At 29.2% G+C, this 16652-nt stretch carries 11 protein-coding genes and 1 other annotated feature; all 11 genes read left to right on the top strand.

Annotation, left to right across the window (positions count from 1 at the left end; genetic code table 11):
• Positions 1–336: 336 nt before the first annotated feature.
• Positions 337–1632: a phosphopyruvate hydratase gene (eno, locus tag J2S18_RS12040; protein ID WP_307487193.1), complete on the top strand. Its 1296-nt coding sequence runs from the start codon at positions 337–339 to the stop codon at positions 1630–1632.
• A 116-nt stretch (positions 1633–1748) separates the two neighbouring features.
• Positions 1749–1979, top strand: a complete 231-nt coding sequence (secG, locus tag J2S18_RS12035) for a preprotein translocase subunit SecG (RefSeq protein WP_307487192.1) — start codon at positions 1749–1751, stop codon at positions 1977–1979.
• Between the two features lie 164 nt (positions 1980–2143).
• Entirely contained in the window at positions 2144–4156 is a 2013-nt protein-coding gene (locus J2S18_RS12030; protein ID WP_307487191.1) for a sodium-translocating pyrophosphatase, read from the top strand.
• A gap of 191 nt (positions 4157–4347) precedes the next feature.
• Positions 4348–6588 (top strand): ribonuclease R, encoded by a 2241-nt coding sequence (rnr, locus tag J2S18_RS12025; protein ID WP_307487189.1) that lies wholly within the window; start codon positions 4348–4350, stop codon positions 6586–6588.
• 135 nt (positions 6589–6723) lie between these two features.
• Complete coding sequence (gene smpB, locus J2S18_RS12020; RefSeq protein ID WP_307487188.1) at positions 6724–7194, top strand: SsrA-binding protein SmpB; 471 nt, start codon at positions 6724–6726, stop codon at positions 7192–7194.
• A 200-nt stretch (positions 7195–7394) separates the two neighbouring features.
• Positions 7395–9317: a sigma 54-interacting transcriptional regulator gene (locus J2S18_RS12015; protein ID WP_307487186.1), complete on the top strand. Its 1923-nt coding sequence runs from the start codon at positions 7395–7397 to the stop codon at positions 9315–9317.
• Between the two features lie 238 nt (positions 9318–9555).
• The gene (locus tag J2S18_RS12010; RefSeq protein ID WP_307487185.1) at positions 9556–10722 is read left to right on the top strand and encodes an iron-containing alcohol dehydrogenase; all 1167 of its coding nucleotides are present in this window, start codon (positions 9556–9558) and stop codon (positions 10720–10722) included.
• Positions 10723–10816: 94 nt separating this feature from the next.
• Complete coding sequence (locus tag J2S18_RS12005) at positions 10817–11707, top strand: sulfide/dihydroorotate dehydrogenase-like FAD/NAD-binding protein (protein WP_307487183.1); 891 nt, start codon at positions 10817–10819, stop codon at positions 11705–11707.
• Between the two features lie 2 nt (positions 11708–11709).
• Positions 11710–13104, top strand: coding sequence for an NADPH-dependent glutamate synthase (gene gltA, locus J2S18_RS12000; RefSeq protein ID WP_307487182.1), 1395 nt, complete (start codon positions 11710–11712; stop codon positions 13102–13104).
• A gap of 257 nt (positions 13105–13361) precedes the next feature.
• The gene (locus tag J2S18_RS11995; RefSeq protein ID WP_307487181.1) at positions 13362–14252 is read left to right on the top strand and encodes a DMT family transporter; all 891 of its coding nucleotides are present in this window, start codon (positions 13362–13364) and stop codon (positions 14250–14252) included.
• Between the two features lie 120 nt (positions 14253–14372).
• Positions 14373–16241: a glycerophosphodiester phosphodiesterase family protein gene (locus tag J2S18_RS11990; RefSeq protein ID WP_307487179.1), complete on the top strand. Its 1869-nt coding sequence runs from the start codon at positions 14373–14375 to the stop codon at positions 16239–16241.
• A 113-nt stretch (positions 16242–16354) separates the two neighbouring features.
• Positions 16355–16616, top strand: a binding site (T-box leader).
• Positions 16617–16652: the final 36 nt, after the last annotated feature.

Here is a 16652-nt window from a genome sequence, read left to right as displayed (position 1 = left end):
TATTTTGTAAGGACAAAAATAAATTAATAATTAGATTATTTTTAACCTTATATTCAATATTTTCATAATTAATTATTTTGAAATAGTTTTTTATTTGGAATATTATTAACATATAGGATAGTATGTAACTAGGAATATATTATTAATGAAGAAAAACTTTATAATGTTAGTAAAATTTGATGAATATTAAAAAACTGAAAATAGATATCAATTGATTGCAAATATCAACAAAATGAATTATAATATAAACAAATAAAAAGCAATGAAATATTTAATAAAATAAATAAATGTTGTAAATAATATTAAATGTATTTGATTGTTAAGGAGGATAATAAAATGAAACAATATGCAGAAATAGTAGATGTTTTAGCAAGAGAAATTTTAGACTCAAGATCATTCCCAACAGTGGAAGTTGAGGTTTATTTAGAGGATGGAACAGTAGGAAGAGCAGCAGTACCTTCTGGTGCATCAACAGGTATGTTTGAAGCTGTAGAACTTCGTGATGGAGATAAAGAAAGATTTAATGGAAAGGGAGTTTTAAATGCAGTAAAGAATGTTAATGAAATTATTGCAGATGAACTTGTTGGATTAAATGCTTTAGATCAAACATTTATAGATAAAACATTAATAGAATTAGATGGAACTAAAAATAAAGGAAAATTAGGAGCAAATGCAATACTTGGAGTATCTTTAGCTGTTGCAAGAGCTGCTGCAAATTATTTAGGATTACCTTTATATCAATATGTTGGTGGAGTAAATGCAAAAGTATTACCAGTACCAATGATGAACATTATAAATGGTGGAGAACATGCTGATAACTCAGTTGACCTTCAAGAATTTATGATTATGCCAGTTGGAGCTTATACTTTTAGAGAAGCATTAAGAATGTGCTCAGAAGTATATCATGCTCTTAAAAAGTTATTAAACGAAAAAGGATATTCAACAGGTGTTGGCGATGAAGGTGGATTTGCACCAGACTTAAAATCAAATGAAGAAGCTATTGAAGTTATAATTGAAGCAATTAAGAAAGCTGGACTTGAACCAGGAAAGGATATGTTTATTGCTTTAGACCCTGCTTCATCAGAATTCTTTGAAGATGGTAAGTATGTATTAAAACATGAAGGAAAAACATTATCACCAAGTGAAATGGTTGAATTCTACGAAAACTTAGTAAATAAATATCCAATAATTTCAATTGAAGATGGTATGGCAGAAGAAGATTATGAAGGTTGGAAGATAATGACTGAAAAGTTAGGAAACAAAATCCAATTAGTTGGTGATGACCTATTCGTAACAAATACTGAAAGATTAGAAAAAGGTATAGAAATGGGAATTGCAAATTCAATTCTTATAAAACTTAACCAAATAGGTACATTAACAGAAACTTTAAATGCTATTGAAATGGCAAATAGAGCAGGATATACAGCTGTAATTTCACATAGATCAGGTGAAACTGAAGATACAACAATTTCTGACTTAGTTGTTGCTGTAAATGCAGGACAAATAAAGACTGGTGCTCCAGGAAGATCAGAAAGAGTTGCTAAGTACAACCAATTATTAAGAATTGCAGAAGAATTAGACGATGTAGCAGAATACAGAGGAATGAAAGCATTCTTTAATATTAAAAAATAATATTTATAGTAGTTAGATAATTTTTGGAAATTAGTGTGGAAATAAACTATCCTTTATGATATACTAATTGAGTTAAATAGTATAAAATAAGCGTTTAAATATTAGGAGGTGTTCCCATGCAAACAGCTTTATTAATACTTGAAGTGTTAATTGGTATTGTCATTGTAGTTTCAATACTTATGCAACCAAGTAAGTCAGATGCTTTAAGTGGATTAATTCAAGGTAGTAATAATGATACATTTTTCTCAAGAAATAAATCAAGAACAAGAGAAGTTATTTTAGAGAGAGTAACCGTAATTGGAATGTTATTATTTGCTATCAATACAATTGTTTTAAATTTAATATAAATAGTGTGGGAATCACAAGTTAAATTTTAAAAGCCAGTTTTTTAAAAACTGGCTTTATTTTTTTAGAATATAGCTTAAATTAAAAAATAATTCTAATGTCAAAGATAATCTCATAATTATATAATGTAATATTTTTTACAAAAATAATTAGGAGAGGTGTAATTATGGAATTATTAATATTACCTTTAGTTTGCGGAATTATTTCATTAATAGTTTTAGTTTTCCTTGCTAAAGGGATTTTAAAAAAAGATTCAGGAAATGAAAAAATGAAAGAGATAGCTATGCATATAGAAGAAGGGGCAATGGCTTTTATTAAAAAAGAATATAAGTATCTTTCTATATTTGTAGTAATTATTTTTATTTTAATAGGAACCTTTTTAAGTTATAAGACAGCAATAGCTTTTTTAGTTGGAGCTATATTTTCAATGGTTGCAGGTTTTGTTGGAATGAAAATAGCTGTTAAAGCAAATGTAAGAACAGCAAGAGCTGCTCAAAATGGAATAAAGGATGCTTTAGGAGTTGCATTTTCAGGTGGTTCTGTAATGGGACTTTCTGTTGTTGGACTTGGAGTTATTGGATTAACTATATTTGCTTTTATATTTGACTTAAATGCAGAGTATATAACAGGATTTGGACTTGGAGCTTCCTCTATAGCTCTTTTTGCAAGAGTTGGAGGAGGAATTTATACAAAGGCAGCAGATGTTGGTGCAGATTTAGTTGGAAAAGTTGAGGCTGGTATTCCAGAAGATGATCCAAGAAACCCAGCTGTAATTGCAGACAATGTTGGGGATAATGTTGGAGATGTTTGTGGAATGGGAGCAGATTTATTTGAATCTTATGTAGGTTCAATAATTTCAGCAATAACTCTTGGAGGGTTTGTTTCATTAAATATTGGAAAGTCAGCACAAATATATCCACTTATAATTGCAGCTATTGGAATAGTTGCTTCTCTTATTGGAATAATTTCAGTTAAAATGTATAAAGGTAAAAATCCGCAAAAGGCTTTAAACATAGGAAGTTTATTATCAGGAATTATTGCACTTTTATTAAGTGGAGTAGCTTGTGCATATTTATTTAAAGATTTAAAATTATTTATTCCAGTTGTAGTTGGAGTTTTTGTTGGACTTTTAATAGGAAAAATTACAGAAGTATATACATCCTCAGATTATAAATCAGTAAGACTTATTGCAAAGGAATGTGAAACTGGAGCTGCAACTAATATAATAGAAGGTCTTGCTGTTGGTATGAAATCAATAGTTATTCCAATAATTTTAATTATAGTTGGAATATTAATTGCATTTTTTAAATCTGGTGGGGGAAGTGATTCTCTTATAGGATTGTATGGAATTTCTCTTTCAGCAGTTGGAATGTTAGCTACAACAGCTATTACAGTTGCAGTTGATGCCTATGGACCAATTGCAGATAATGCAGGAGGAATAGCTGAAATGAGTGGACTAGCTGAAGAGGTTAGAGAAGTTACAGATAAATTAGATTCTGTTGGAAACACGACAGCAGCTATTGGAAAGGGCTTTGCCATAGGTTCAGCAGCTCTTACAGCATTAGCTTTATTTGCATCCTATACTCAAGCAGTAAATCTTAAATCAATAAATTTATTAAATCCATTAACATTAGTTGGAGTTTTAATTGGAGGAATGCTTCCATTTTTATTTGGAGCGCTTACAATGGAATCAGTTGGAAGGGCAGCAGGTGAAATGGTTGAGGAAGTTAGAAGACAATTTAAAGAAAAACCTGGAATATTAAAGGGGAAGGATAAGCCAGATTATTCAACTTGTATTGAAATTTCAGCTAGAGCAGCTTTAAAAGAAATGATAATGCCTGGAATTATAGCAGTTTTATCTCCAATAATTGTAGGGTTGCTTTTTGGCAAAGAGGCACTTGCAGGACTTATTGCAGGAGGAGTTGTAACTGGAGTTATGATGGCAATACTTATGTCAAATGCAGGTGGTGCATGGGATAATGCTAAAAAATATATTGAAGGTGGAGCACATGGTGGAAAGGGAAGTGAAGCTCATAAAGCAGGAGTAGTTGGAGATACTGTTGGAGATCCTTTTAAAGATACATCAGGACCATCTATGAATATATTAATTAAACTTATGACAATAGTGTCAGTAGTTTTTGCACCACTTATAGTAGAATTTGGAGGGATTTTATTTTAAAATATATTTAAAAAATAACTATGTTTTAGTTAAAGGTTTATTTTAGAAAAATAAAGTATACTTTTGGAATTAGGATAATTTACTAAAAGAAGAATTATAGGACATAATATGTTAATATAGAGAGAGTATAATATACAAAAAGAATGGATATCATATATTAAGAATATAGATATAAAAAACGGAGGAATAAGATGGGAATAAAAAATACATTATTAGATTTTATGCGTGAAGATGCATATAAACCAATGGATTTATCAGAACTTACATCAGTATTTGATATAAAAGCAGATGAATATAGAGCCTTTAAAAAAGTATTAAAAGCAATGGAGAAGGAAGGCTTAATAGTAAAAACAAAAAAGGATAAGTTTGTAGCAGCTGAAAGATTAGGCTTAGTATCTGGAAAGCTTCAAGGACATTCAAGAGGATTTGGATTTTTAATACCAGAAAATGAAGGAGAAAAGGACGTGTTCATTCCTTCATCTTGCATGAATAGCGCTATGAATGGAGATCGAGTTTTAGTTCAAATTACTAGAGATGACAGAAACGGAAAGAAGAGAGAAGGAGAAGTTGTTGAAGTAATAGAGAGAGCTAACAAAACAATTATAGGTGTATATGAAAGTAGCAAAAACTTTGGGTTTGTTGTACCAGAAGATACAAGATTAAATCAGGATATATTCATATCTAAGAAGGAGAAAAATGGAGCAAAAGATGGTGATGTTGTAATAGTAGAAGTTACAAAGTGGCCAGATAAAAGAAGAAGTCCAGAAGGAGTTATAAAGGAAGTATTAGGTCAAAAAGGTGATAAAGGACTTGATATACTTACAATAATTAAGAAGTTTTCCCTTCCAGAAGAATTCCCAACTAAAGTGTTAAATTTTGCAGAGGGAATAGAAGAAGAGATAGCCCCTAAAGAGTATAAGAAAAGAACGGATTTTAGAGACCTTAAAATGGTAACTATAGATGGAGAAGATGCTAAGGATTTAGATGATGCCGTTTCAATAGAAAAATTACCTAATGGAAACTTTAGACTTGGAGTTCATATAGCTGACGTTACTCACTACGTAAAGGAAAATAATCCACTAGATAAGGAAGCCTTAAAGAGAGGTACATCAGTATATCTTATAGATAGAGTTATTCCAATGCTTCCTAGAAAACTTTCAAATGGAATCTGTTCCCTTAATCCAAAGGTTGATAGATTAACATTAAGTTGCATTATGACCATTGATAAAAAAGGTAAAGTATTAGAACATGAAATACATGAAGGAATAATTAGAACAAATGAAAGAATGACTTATACAGATGTAACTAAGATTTTAGTAGATAAAGATGAAGAATTAATTAAAAAGTATGACTATCTTTATGAGGATTTCTTAGCAATGGAAGAACTTGCAACTATTTTAAATGAAAGAAGAATGAAAAGAGGGGCTATAGATTTTGAATTTGAAGAAGCTAAAATAACTTTAAATTCTTTAGGAAAGCCAATTGAAATTAAACCATACCCAAGAGAAATTTCAAATAGAATAATAGAAGAATTTATGCTTGTATGTAATGAAACAATAGCTGAATATATGTACTGGACTAACTTACCATTTGTTTATAGAGTTCACGAAAATCCAGATGAAGAAAAACTTACAAAGTTTAGAGAATTTATATACAACCTTGGATATACAATGAAATGGAGTCAAGATGTTCATCCAAGAGCCCTTCAAGAAGTTTTAGAAAAAGTTAAGGGGAAGAAGGAAGAAACTGTAGTAAGTACCCTTCTTTTAAGATCAATGATGAAGGCTAGATATTCACCAGAAAGCCTTGGTCACTTTGGATTGGCAGCAAGATATTACTGTCACTTTACATCACCAATTAGAAGATATCCAGACCTTCAAATCCATAGAATTATAAAGGAACAATTAAATGGAAAAATTGATGGTAAAAGAGCTAAAAAGTTAATTGGAATTGTTGATTATGCATCAAAGCAATCATCAGAAACTGAAAGAGTTGCACAAGAGGCAGAAAGAGAAGTTGATGATCTAAAGAAAGCAGAATACATGCAAGATAGAATCGGAGAAGAATTTGATGGAATTGTATCTTCAGTTACATCTTTTGGTATGTTTGTTGAACTTCCAAGTACAATAGAAGGATTAGTTCATATTAATTCTCTAGAAGATGATTATTATATATATGATGAAAATCACTTAGCTTTAATTGGAGAAAGAACAAAGAATATATACAGATTAGGTGATGAGGTTAAAGTTAAATGTAGCAGAGTTGATATTGCAAATAGAGAAGTATACTTTGACTTAATAAAAGATGAAGAAGATAATGAGGAATCAGTTAAAGAATTTAATGAAAAAATACCTCATTTAAAGAAAGAAGTAAAAGAAGCATTAGCAAAAGTTGAAGAAGTAGAAATGGAAATAGAAATAGAAGAAGAATAAATAATAAAGTAAGGGGCTATATTTAAATAAAATAATAGCCCTTTTTACTATGTTTATATAATTGATAATAATTTAAATATATAATATAATTTTAGTAAGTTATATAGGCGTAAAGAAAAAGTAGGTGAAAACAAAATGGCAAGAAAGAAAAATTCAAATTCTTTAGCAGAAAATAGAAAAGCAAGACATGATTATTTTATACAAGAAACAATTGAATGTGGAATAGTTTTAGTTGGAACAGAAGTTAAATCTATAAGAAATGGTAGAGCTAACCTTAAGGATTGTTATGCAGAGGTTAGAAATGGAGAAATATTTATTAGAGGAATGCATATAAGTCCCTATGAGCAAGGAAATATATTTAATGAAGATCCATTAAGAGATAGAAAATTACTTCTTCATAAACAAGAAATAGGAAGACTTGCAGGTCTTGTATCAAGAGAAGGATTAACTCTTATACCATTATCTCTTTATCTTAAAAATGGAAGGGTTAAGGTTGCCCTTGGGGTTTGTAAAGGTAAGAAGAATTATGATAAAAGGGATTCATTACTTGAAAAGGCTCACAATAGAGAAATGCAAAGAGAACTTAAAAATAGAAATAAATATTAATTTGAGGCTATGTTTAGATAGAGCTTTAGATTTACTTAATTTTAAAGAGAGTATTTCCATAAGAGAAATACTCTCTTTAATTTATTTATTAAAATTAATTATATATATGCAAATACTTTGTAAAATGGTTAAAATTAGTTAAATTTAGTATTATAATAGAAGTATAATATTTAACAAATTGTATTAGGAGGAAAGTTCAAATGGATTTTGACAATAAAAATACAATTATAAGTTCTCATAAAAGAAGCAAAGCATATGGAATAAAGGAAGAAAATAAAGAATCTAATAAAAAACTAAAAAGTGATGAATTAAATAAAATTTTAATTGATAATGCAAAGTTAATTAAAATATCTAAAATATATATGAATATGTTTAAAGATGTTCTTAAAGATGAAAAGTTTATAATAGTACTTACAGATAAAGATGGGTGTATACTATATGTAACGGGAAAAGAAAATATTATTAAAGAATACGAAAAATTAAATATATATTCAGGAATGTATATGAATGAAAAAAACATAGGAACTAATGCTATGGCAGTTGCAATTGAAGAAAATAAAGCAGTACAAGTTACTGCAGATGAGCATTATATTAATATGTTTAAAACGTTAACGTGTTCAGCAGCACCTATTCATGGGAAAAATGGTGATATAATAGGAACATTAAATTTAACTTCAGAATGGATAAATAAGCATCCGCATACTTTAGGATTAGTTTTATTTGGAGTTAAGGCTATAGAAAATGACCTTGAAAGATTACATGTAAGTGAAGTTTTAGAAGAAACCTATAAGTATGTAGGAAGTGTAATAAATAACGTAGGAAAAGGAATTATAATTATAAATTCAGATGGAGATATAAATAATGTTAATGAATTAGCCTGTGAAATAATAGGCTTACATACAGAAGATTTATTAAATAAAAAAATAGATACTATAATACCAGGATGGAAAAGTATTAATTTAAGTTTTAAAGAATCTAATTATAAAACCTATATAAAAGAGGTAAAATTTTTAAATGATATAAATAATAGAACATTAATAACAGTAAAGCCAATAAGATTAAATGATAAAATAGTAGGTTCTGTAATTATAATGCGCAAAGAAAGAGAAAAGAATAGTTTAAAATCCTTTGGAGCATATAAGACCTTTGATGATATTTTAGGTGAAAGTGATGCAATTTTAAATGTTATTACTAATTGCAAAATTATAGCAAATAGTCCTTCTACTGTATTGATAGAAGGGGAAAGTGGAACAGGTAAAGAAATTTTAGCACAAGCCATACATAATTTTAGTTATAGGAGAGATAACAACTTTGTTGCAATAAATTGTGGGGCCATACCAAAAAACTTAATTGAAAGTGAATTGTTTGGTTATGAAGAAGGTGCTTTTACTGGAGCTAAAAAAGGTGGAAAAGTTGGTAAGTTTGAACTGGCAAATGGTGGAACTATATTTTTAGATGAAATTGGTGAAATGCCATTAGAGATGCAAGTACATCTTCTTAGAGTTATACAGGAAGGAATGATAAGCAGAGTAGGAAGTACTAAAGAAATTCCTATAGATGTTAGAATAATTGCAGCTACAAATAAGGATTTAAAAGAAGAAATTAAAAATGGTAATTTTAGAGAAGACTTATATTATAGATTAAGTGTTATTCCAATTCATTTACCACCTCTTAGAGAAAGAAAAGGGGATGTAGAAAAACTTATAAAGCATTTTTTAAGAATAAAAGCCTTTAAGTTAAATAAAAAAGTTCCAAAGATTAGTGATGATTTATATAATAAGCTTATTAATTATTCTTGGACTGGAAATATTAGAGAACTTGAAAATTGTATAGAAAATATTGTTAATTTAGACGGAAATATATCCTATCAATTTGTTGACAATAATCAAAATGAGTTCCAAAATAAAGATATAGAAGAAAAAGAGATAAAACCTAGGAATGATTCAAAGGATAATGGAATATATATTGAAATAGGAAATAGCTTCAATATAAAAGATATAGAAAAAACATTAATTGAAAAGGCTATTAAAATTAATGATTATAATATGAGTAAAACTGCAAAGTCTTTAGGAATAAGTAGAAATACTTTGTATTATAAATTAGATAAATATAAGATTTATTAAGTGTACTAAAATATAACAATGTATTAAAATATTACATAAAAAATAAAATTGTGTAATATTTTAGTACAGTGTAAAATTTGTTAAACATAAGAGATTGTTAAAAAAATGACGTAGTTGTAAGGGAATCATAACTTAATTTTTTTTGGCACGATAGTTGCTTATAAATAATTATGTAAACGATAAAATTAAAAATAAATAAAATATAAATTTAAAATTAAAATTTAGGGGGAGTTTTGTTATGGCACGTTTTACATTACCAAGAGATATTTATCATGGAAAAGGTTCAATTGATGTATTAAAAAATATTGAAGGAAAGAAAGCAATGATCGTTATGGGTGGAGGCTCAATGAAACGATTTGGTTTCCTACAAAAAATAGAGGATAACCTAAAAGAAGCAGGACTTGAAGTTAAAGTACTTGATGGAGTTGAATCAGATCCATCAGTAGAAACAGTTATGAAGGGCGCAGAAGCAATGAAAGAATTTGAGCCTGATTGGATTATAGGTTTAGGTGGAGGATCACCAATAGATGCAGCTAAGGCTATGTGGATATTCTACGAACATCCAGAATTTACTTTCAAAGAAGCAATAGTTCCATTTGGATTACCAAAGTTAAGAAATAAAGCTAAATTTATAGCAATAGCTTCAACAAGTGGTACAGCTACAGAAGTAACAGCTTTTTCAGTAATTACTGATTATGCAGCAAAAATAAAATATCCTTTAGCGGACTTTAATATAACACCTGATATTGCAATAGTAGATCCAGATCTTGCAGAAACTATGCCACAAAAATTAGTTGCTCATACAGGAATGGATGCAATGACTCATGCTGTGGAAGCTTATGTTTCAACAATTGCAGATAATTTTACAGATCCTTTAGCTCTTAAAGCAATTGAAATGGTTAGAGATAACATAAAGAAATCCTATGATGGAGATATGGAAGCTAGAGCAGAAATGCATGATGCACAATGTTTAGCAGGAATGGCATTTAGTAATGTTTCTCTTGGAATAGTTCATTCAATGGCTCATAAAATTGGAGGAGTATTCCATGTACCTCATGGATGTGCAAATGCTATTTTACTTCCATCAGTAATAGAATTTAATGCAGTTGAATGTGGAAGTAGATATGCAAAAATAGCTAAAATGTTAGAATTAGAAGGAAATAATGATAAAGAATTAACAAAATCATTAGTTAAATTAATAAGAGATTTAAATGCAGAATTAAATGTACCAAGAACATTTAAAGAATATGGAGTAGATGAAGAAGAGTTTAAAGCAAACTTAAAGTACATGTCAGAAAATGCAGTGCTTGATGCATGTACAGCAACTAATCCAAGAAAAGTAAACACTGAATTAATAGAAAGAATTTACAATGCGGCATACTATGGAGAAGACGTAGATTTTTAAAGAGTAAAGATTATAAATTTCCAAAAGCTCCCAAAATACCATGGGAGCTTTTGGTGATGAAATATATAAATTTAAATAAAGAGGAGTTAGTCATATGTATAAAATAGTTTCAAAAAGAGAACTTGCAAAAAATATATACTTAATGGATATAGAAGCTAAAAGAGTTGCAAAATCCGCAAACCCAGGACAATTTATAATATTGAAAAATGATGAAAAGGGAGAAAGAATTCCATTAACTATTGCAGACTTTGATAGGGAAAAAGGAACAGTTACTATAGTTTTCCAAACAGTTGGACATGGAACAATGAAATTAGCAGAATATAATGTAGGTGATTATGTAGCTGACTTTGTTGGACCTCTTGGAAGACCAAGTGAATTTGTATCAGAAAATATAGAAGATCTTAAGAAAAAGAAATTTATATTTATAGCAGGTGGAGTTGGTGCAGCGCCTGTATATCCTCAAGTAAAATGGATGAAGGAACATGGAATCGATGTTGATGTTATAGTTGGTAGTAGAAATAAGGAATTATTAATACTAGAAGATGAAATGAGAGCTGTTGCTAAAAATCTTTATATTGCAACAGATGATGGATCTTATGGTTTTAATGGAAGAGTTACAGATTGTTTAACAGATTTAGTTAAAAATAAAGGAAAACATTATGATGAAGCAATTGTTATTGGACCTATGATAATGATGAAATTTATGTGTATGTTAACTAAAGAACTTAATATTCCTACAATAGTAAGTTTAAACCCTATAATGGTTGATGGAACAGGTATGTGTGGAGCTTGCAGAGTAACAGTTGGAAATGAAGTTAAATTTGCATGTGTTGATGGGCCAGAATTTGATGGACATTTAATAAATTTTGATGAAGCTATGAGAAGACAAACTATGTATAAGACTGAAGAAGGAAGAGCAATCCTTAAAGAAGAGGAAGGCGACACTCATCATGGTGGATGTGGACATTGTGGAGGAGATGAATAATTATGGATATGAAAGATAGAATGAAGAGAGTACCAGTTAGAGAGCAAGACCCTAAAGAAAGAGCAAAAAACTTTAAAGAAGTTTGCTTAGGATATAATGAAGAAGAGGCTGTAAGGGAAGCTAAGAGATGCCTTCAATGTAAAAATCCAAGATGTGTTACAGGGTGTCCAGTATCAATAGATATACCAGAGTTTATAAAGATGGTTGCAGAAGAAAAATTTGAAGAGGCAGCAAAGGTTATTGCAAAGTATAGTGCTCTTCCAGCAGTTTGTGGTAGAGTTTGTCCACAAGAAAGTCAATGTGAAGGAAAGTGTGTACTTGGAATAAAGGGAGATCCAGTTTCTATTGGAAAACTTGAAAGATTTGTAGCTGACTGGGGAAGAGAACATAATGTTGACCTTTCAGCAAAAGAAGAAAGTAATGGGAAAAAGGTTGCTGTTATAGGAAGTGGTCCAGCAGGACTTACTTGTGCAGGAGACTTAGCTAAAATGGGATATGATGTAACTATATTTGAAGCACTTCATGAAGCTGGTGGAGTTTTAGTTTATGGTATTCCAGAATTTAGACTTCCAAAGGATACTGTAGTTAAAAGTGAAATAGAAAACATTAAAAAATTAGGTGTTAAAGTTGAAACTAATGTGATTATAGGCAGAACTATAACTATTGATGAATTATTAGAAGATGAAGATTTTGATGCTGTATTTATAGGTTCAGGTGCAGGACTTCCAAGATTTATGGGAATCAAAGGAGAAAATGCAAATGGAGTATTATCAGCTAACGAATTTTTAACTAGAGTTAATTTAATGAAAGCATTTAAAGATGATTATGAAACTCCAGTAAGAACAGGTAATAAAGTTGCTGTTGTAGGTGGAGGAAATGTTGCTATGGATGCTGCAAGAACTGCCCTTAGACTTGGAGCTGAATCTCATATTGTATATAGAAGAAGTGAAGAAGAACTTCCAGCTAGAGTGGAAGAAGTTCATCACGCTAAAGAAGAAGGAATAATATTTGATCTTTTAACAAACCCTGTAGAGATTCTAACTGATGAAAAGGGATGGGTTAAAGGTATGAAGTGTATAAGAATGGAACTTGGAGAGGCAGATGAGTCAGGAAGAAGAAGACCAGTTGAAATTGAAGGCTCAGAATTTATAATGGATGTAGATACAGTAATAATGTCTCTTGGAACATCACCAAATCCTCTTATATCTTCAACAACAAAGGGACTTGAAACAAATAAAAGAAAATGTATAATTGCAGAAGAACATTCAGGTAAAACAACAAGAGAAAAGGTTTATGCTGGTGGAGATGCAGTAACAGGTGCTGCAACAGTAATACTTGCTATGGGAGCTGGAAAAGACGCAGCAAAAGCAATTGATGAATATTTAAAAGAACAATAGTTAATAATAAATTTAGGCTACTTTAAATAAGGTATGCTGTTTATAAATTAATAAAAAATCCCCTTGTCTATAATGTACACGGTCTGGTTATAGAATAGGGGATTTTTATTTTGCCTATTTGAAATACAAATATGTACATAGTGTAAACAATGTTCTAAAACAAAAAAATACATAAGAATTTATAGTAAAATATAAAAGTATTTTGTAAACCTTAGCAAGTTTTAAATGACATAATGGAATTACGGAAGGAGAAAAAAATGAACAATAAGAAAAAAGGAATTATACTTGTATTAATTGCAACATTATTCTGGGGAATGATGGGAGTAACTAGTAGAACATTAGCTAATGCAGGCATTGATTCAATGAGTATATCATTTTTTAGATGCTTAATAGCTGCAATAGGATTTGGTATATTTTTATTTATTTTTAACAGAAATGCCTTTAAGGTGGATTTAAAAGGAATTATAATAAGTGGTATTTATGGAGTTGTAACTTTTGGATTATCCTTTACTACATTTAACATTGCAGTAGAGAGAGTACCAATTGCTGTTGCAACTGTTCTTATGTTTACAAATCCAATTTGGGTAACAATATTTAATGCAATATTCTTTAAAGAAAAAATAACAGGAAAGAAAGCAATTGTAATTGCCCTTGCAATAACAGGTTGTCTTTTAATTTCAAATATATTTGGAGTTGGATTTGAAAATCTTGATATAACTGGATTATTAGTTGGTCTTTCAACAGGAGTTTTATTTGCACTTCAACTTGTAATACCAAGATTTTTTGAGGGAAAATATACTAAGGATAGTATGTTAATATATGGATTTATAGCAAGTACAATAGTTTTAGCATTTTTCACAAACTTTACTGGAATAGACAATGCAATAACTTCTAGTGCATCACCAATATTTGTAATACTTAATATTTTATCAATAGGTGTATTAAGCACATTTATAGCAAATATTTCTTATGTTAAAGCAACAGATTATATAGAAACAGGAGTTGCATCAGTACTTGTTGCACTTGAGCCAGTACTTGGAAGTTTATTTGCATACTTAGTTTATGGAGAAACATTAACAGGACTTCAGCTAATTGGAGGATTATTAATTGTTATAGCTGCAATATGGCTTGCAAGAACATCAGATTAAATATATAATAAATGAGTTAAAGACTATTAGAAAGTAATTTTCTAATAGTCTTTTTTATATGAAAATGGATTTTCTAATAAATTAGTAGGATAATAAAATTAAAGTAAAGGGGGAAGAATATTGAAAAGTAAATATAAAAATAAAGGAATTCTTTCTCTAATTAAGAAGACCTTTAATAATTTTAAATTTAATTTTTTTGCATGTACTTATTTTGAAATGTGTTATAGGATTTTAACAGCCTTTATATTTGTTCCAATATTATATTTAATATTTAAATACTTTATAGGAACTGAAGGATTATTTACACTTACAAATAAGGATTTCATAAAATTTGGATTAAGTTTTCAAGGAATAATATGCATATTAATATTATTAATTATGGCCTTTTGTACTATATTTATAGAGATAGGGGTTTTAACATACATAGGAGCAAAATCTCATAGAGGTGAAAAAATTAAGGCTATAGATGGAATATTTAATGTAATAGGAATATTAAAAGATACATTAAATAGGGGGATAATTCCACTTATAATAATTACAGGTGTAATAGGACCTTTAACAGGAATAGGACTCTGTAGTTCATTAATTAAAGATTATTCAATTCCTCCATTTATAACAATAGAGCTTTCAAAAACTATAGGCGGGAAAATTTTATATGGATTAATAATAATTGGATTAGCCATTTTATTATTTAGATGGATTTTATCTATTCCAATAGTAGTTATAGAAAAGGTAAAAGGCAAAGATGCTGTAAAAAAGAGTTATGTTATATATAAGAAAAATAGATGGAAGTTATTTAGAGCTATAGCACTTTGGGCAGTTGTAATGTCTTTAATGGCTTTAATTTTAATGATATTAATTATGGGAATTGGCTTTTTCGTTGGTGATTATGTGTTAGGGGCTACATCTTTTGCAAGTAAAATATTTTTAGGTGGTCTTTTAATAGTATTTTATATAATATTTGTATTAGTATCTATTATATCAACACCACTTTTTGTTTCATTTTTAGTAGAACTTTATTATGATTTAAGGGAAAATAATGTAAAAGAAAGAGAATTTAAGTCTTATGAAGATTATAAGAAAAATGTTTTATATAAAATATCTAAGAAATATTCTAACATATTTGTAGTTATATTAACTTTGGCATTTGCAATATTTAGTGGTACTGTTGGATATGGAGTAGTATTTCATAGAGTAATTAATGATGAAGTAGCTGTAACTGCCCATAGAGGATCAAGTGTAAAAGCACCAGAAAATACATTATCAGCTATAAAGCTTGCAGAGAAAGAAGGAGCTAATTTTGCTGAAATTGATGTGCAGACTACAAAGGATAATAAAACAATACTTCTTCATGATGGAACATTTAAAAGGACAGCAGGAGTAAATAAAACAGTTAGAGAGTTAACATTAGATCAAATTAAAAAACTTGATAATGGTTCATTTCATTCTACAAAGTATAAAGGTGAAAAAGTTCCAACTTTAGATGAGGTATTAAAGGAAGCAAAGGGAAAAATTAAAATAAATATTGAACTTAAGCCAAAGGGTAATGATGATCCTTTAGTTAAAAATGTTAATGATATAATTAAAAAATATGATATGGAAGATGAAGTTGTAATATCATCAAATAATTTTGAAGCCCTTCAAGAAATGAAAAATATTAATCCAAAATTAAAGGTTGGATATATTGTAATTGCAGCTATAGGAGAATTTGAAAAACTTAATGTAGATTTCTTTAGTTTAGAATCCTCCCTTGTAAATTCAAAAACAGTTTATGCTCTTCATGCCTTAGGAAAGGAAGTTCATGTCTTTACTATAAATAATGAAGAACTTGCAGAAAAGATGATTTACTTAGGGGTAGACAACATAATTACAGATGATGTACCTATGGTAGAAGCGGTTAAAAAGGAACTTAAAGAAGAAGACAAGCATGACTATGTAAATTTCTTCTACGAATCAGTTTTAAATATATTAAAATATGCAAAAATTTAAATCTTTGTATTTTGTATAAGTGTTTATTTTTAATATAATTTAAAATAAATCCATAAAATAGGTTACAAAAAACTGATAATCTGATATTATATATTATAAGAGAATTTAATAATGATAATCCAGTGAAAAGGAAGAGTAGTTAAATTAAGCTTTAATAAAGAGAGTTAGGGGTGGTGAAATCCTAGCAAGAAGAGATTTAGTGAATGGACCTTAGAGGAATAAAACGAAATCTAATTTTAGAAAGTAGCATTTATGGTGGGCTGCACCTTATAGCAGATAGAGTATGTTAGTACTTGAAATTAAGGTGGTGTTTAATTTTATACATATATTAAACACAATTTAGGTGGCAACGCGGAATATTTATCCGTCCTATGTTTTTAGCATAGGACGGTTTTTTTATTAAATTAAAGG

The organism is Eubacterium multiforme (assembly GCF_030813415.1).
In the GTDB taxonomy this organism is placed as follows: Bacteria; Bacillota; Clostridia; order Clostridiales; family Clostridiaceae; genus Clostridium; species Clostridium multiforme.
Note: the sequence above shows the minus strand (reverse complement) of the source record. Positions and strands in the feature narration are given on the sequence as shown.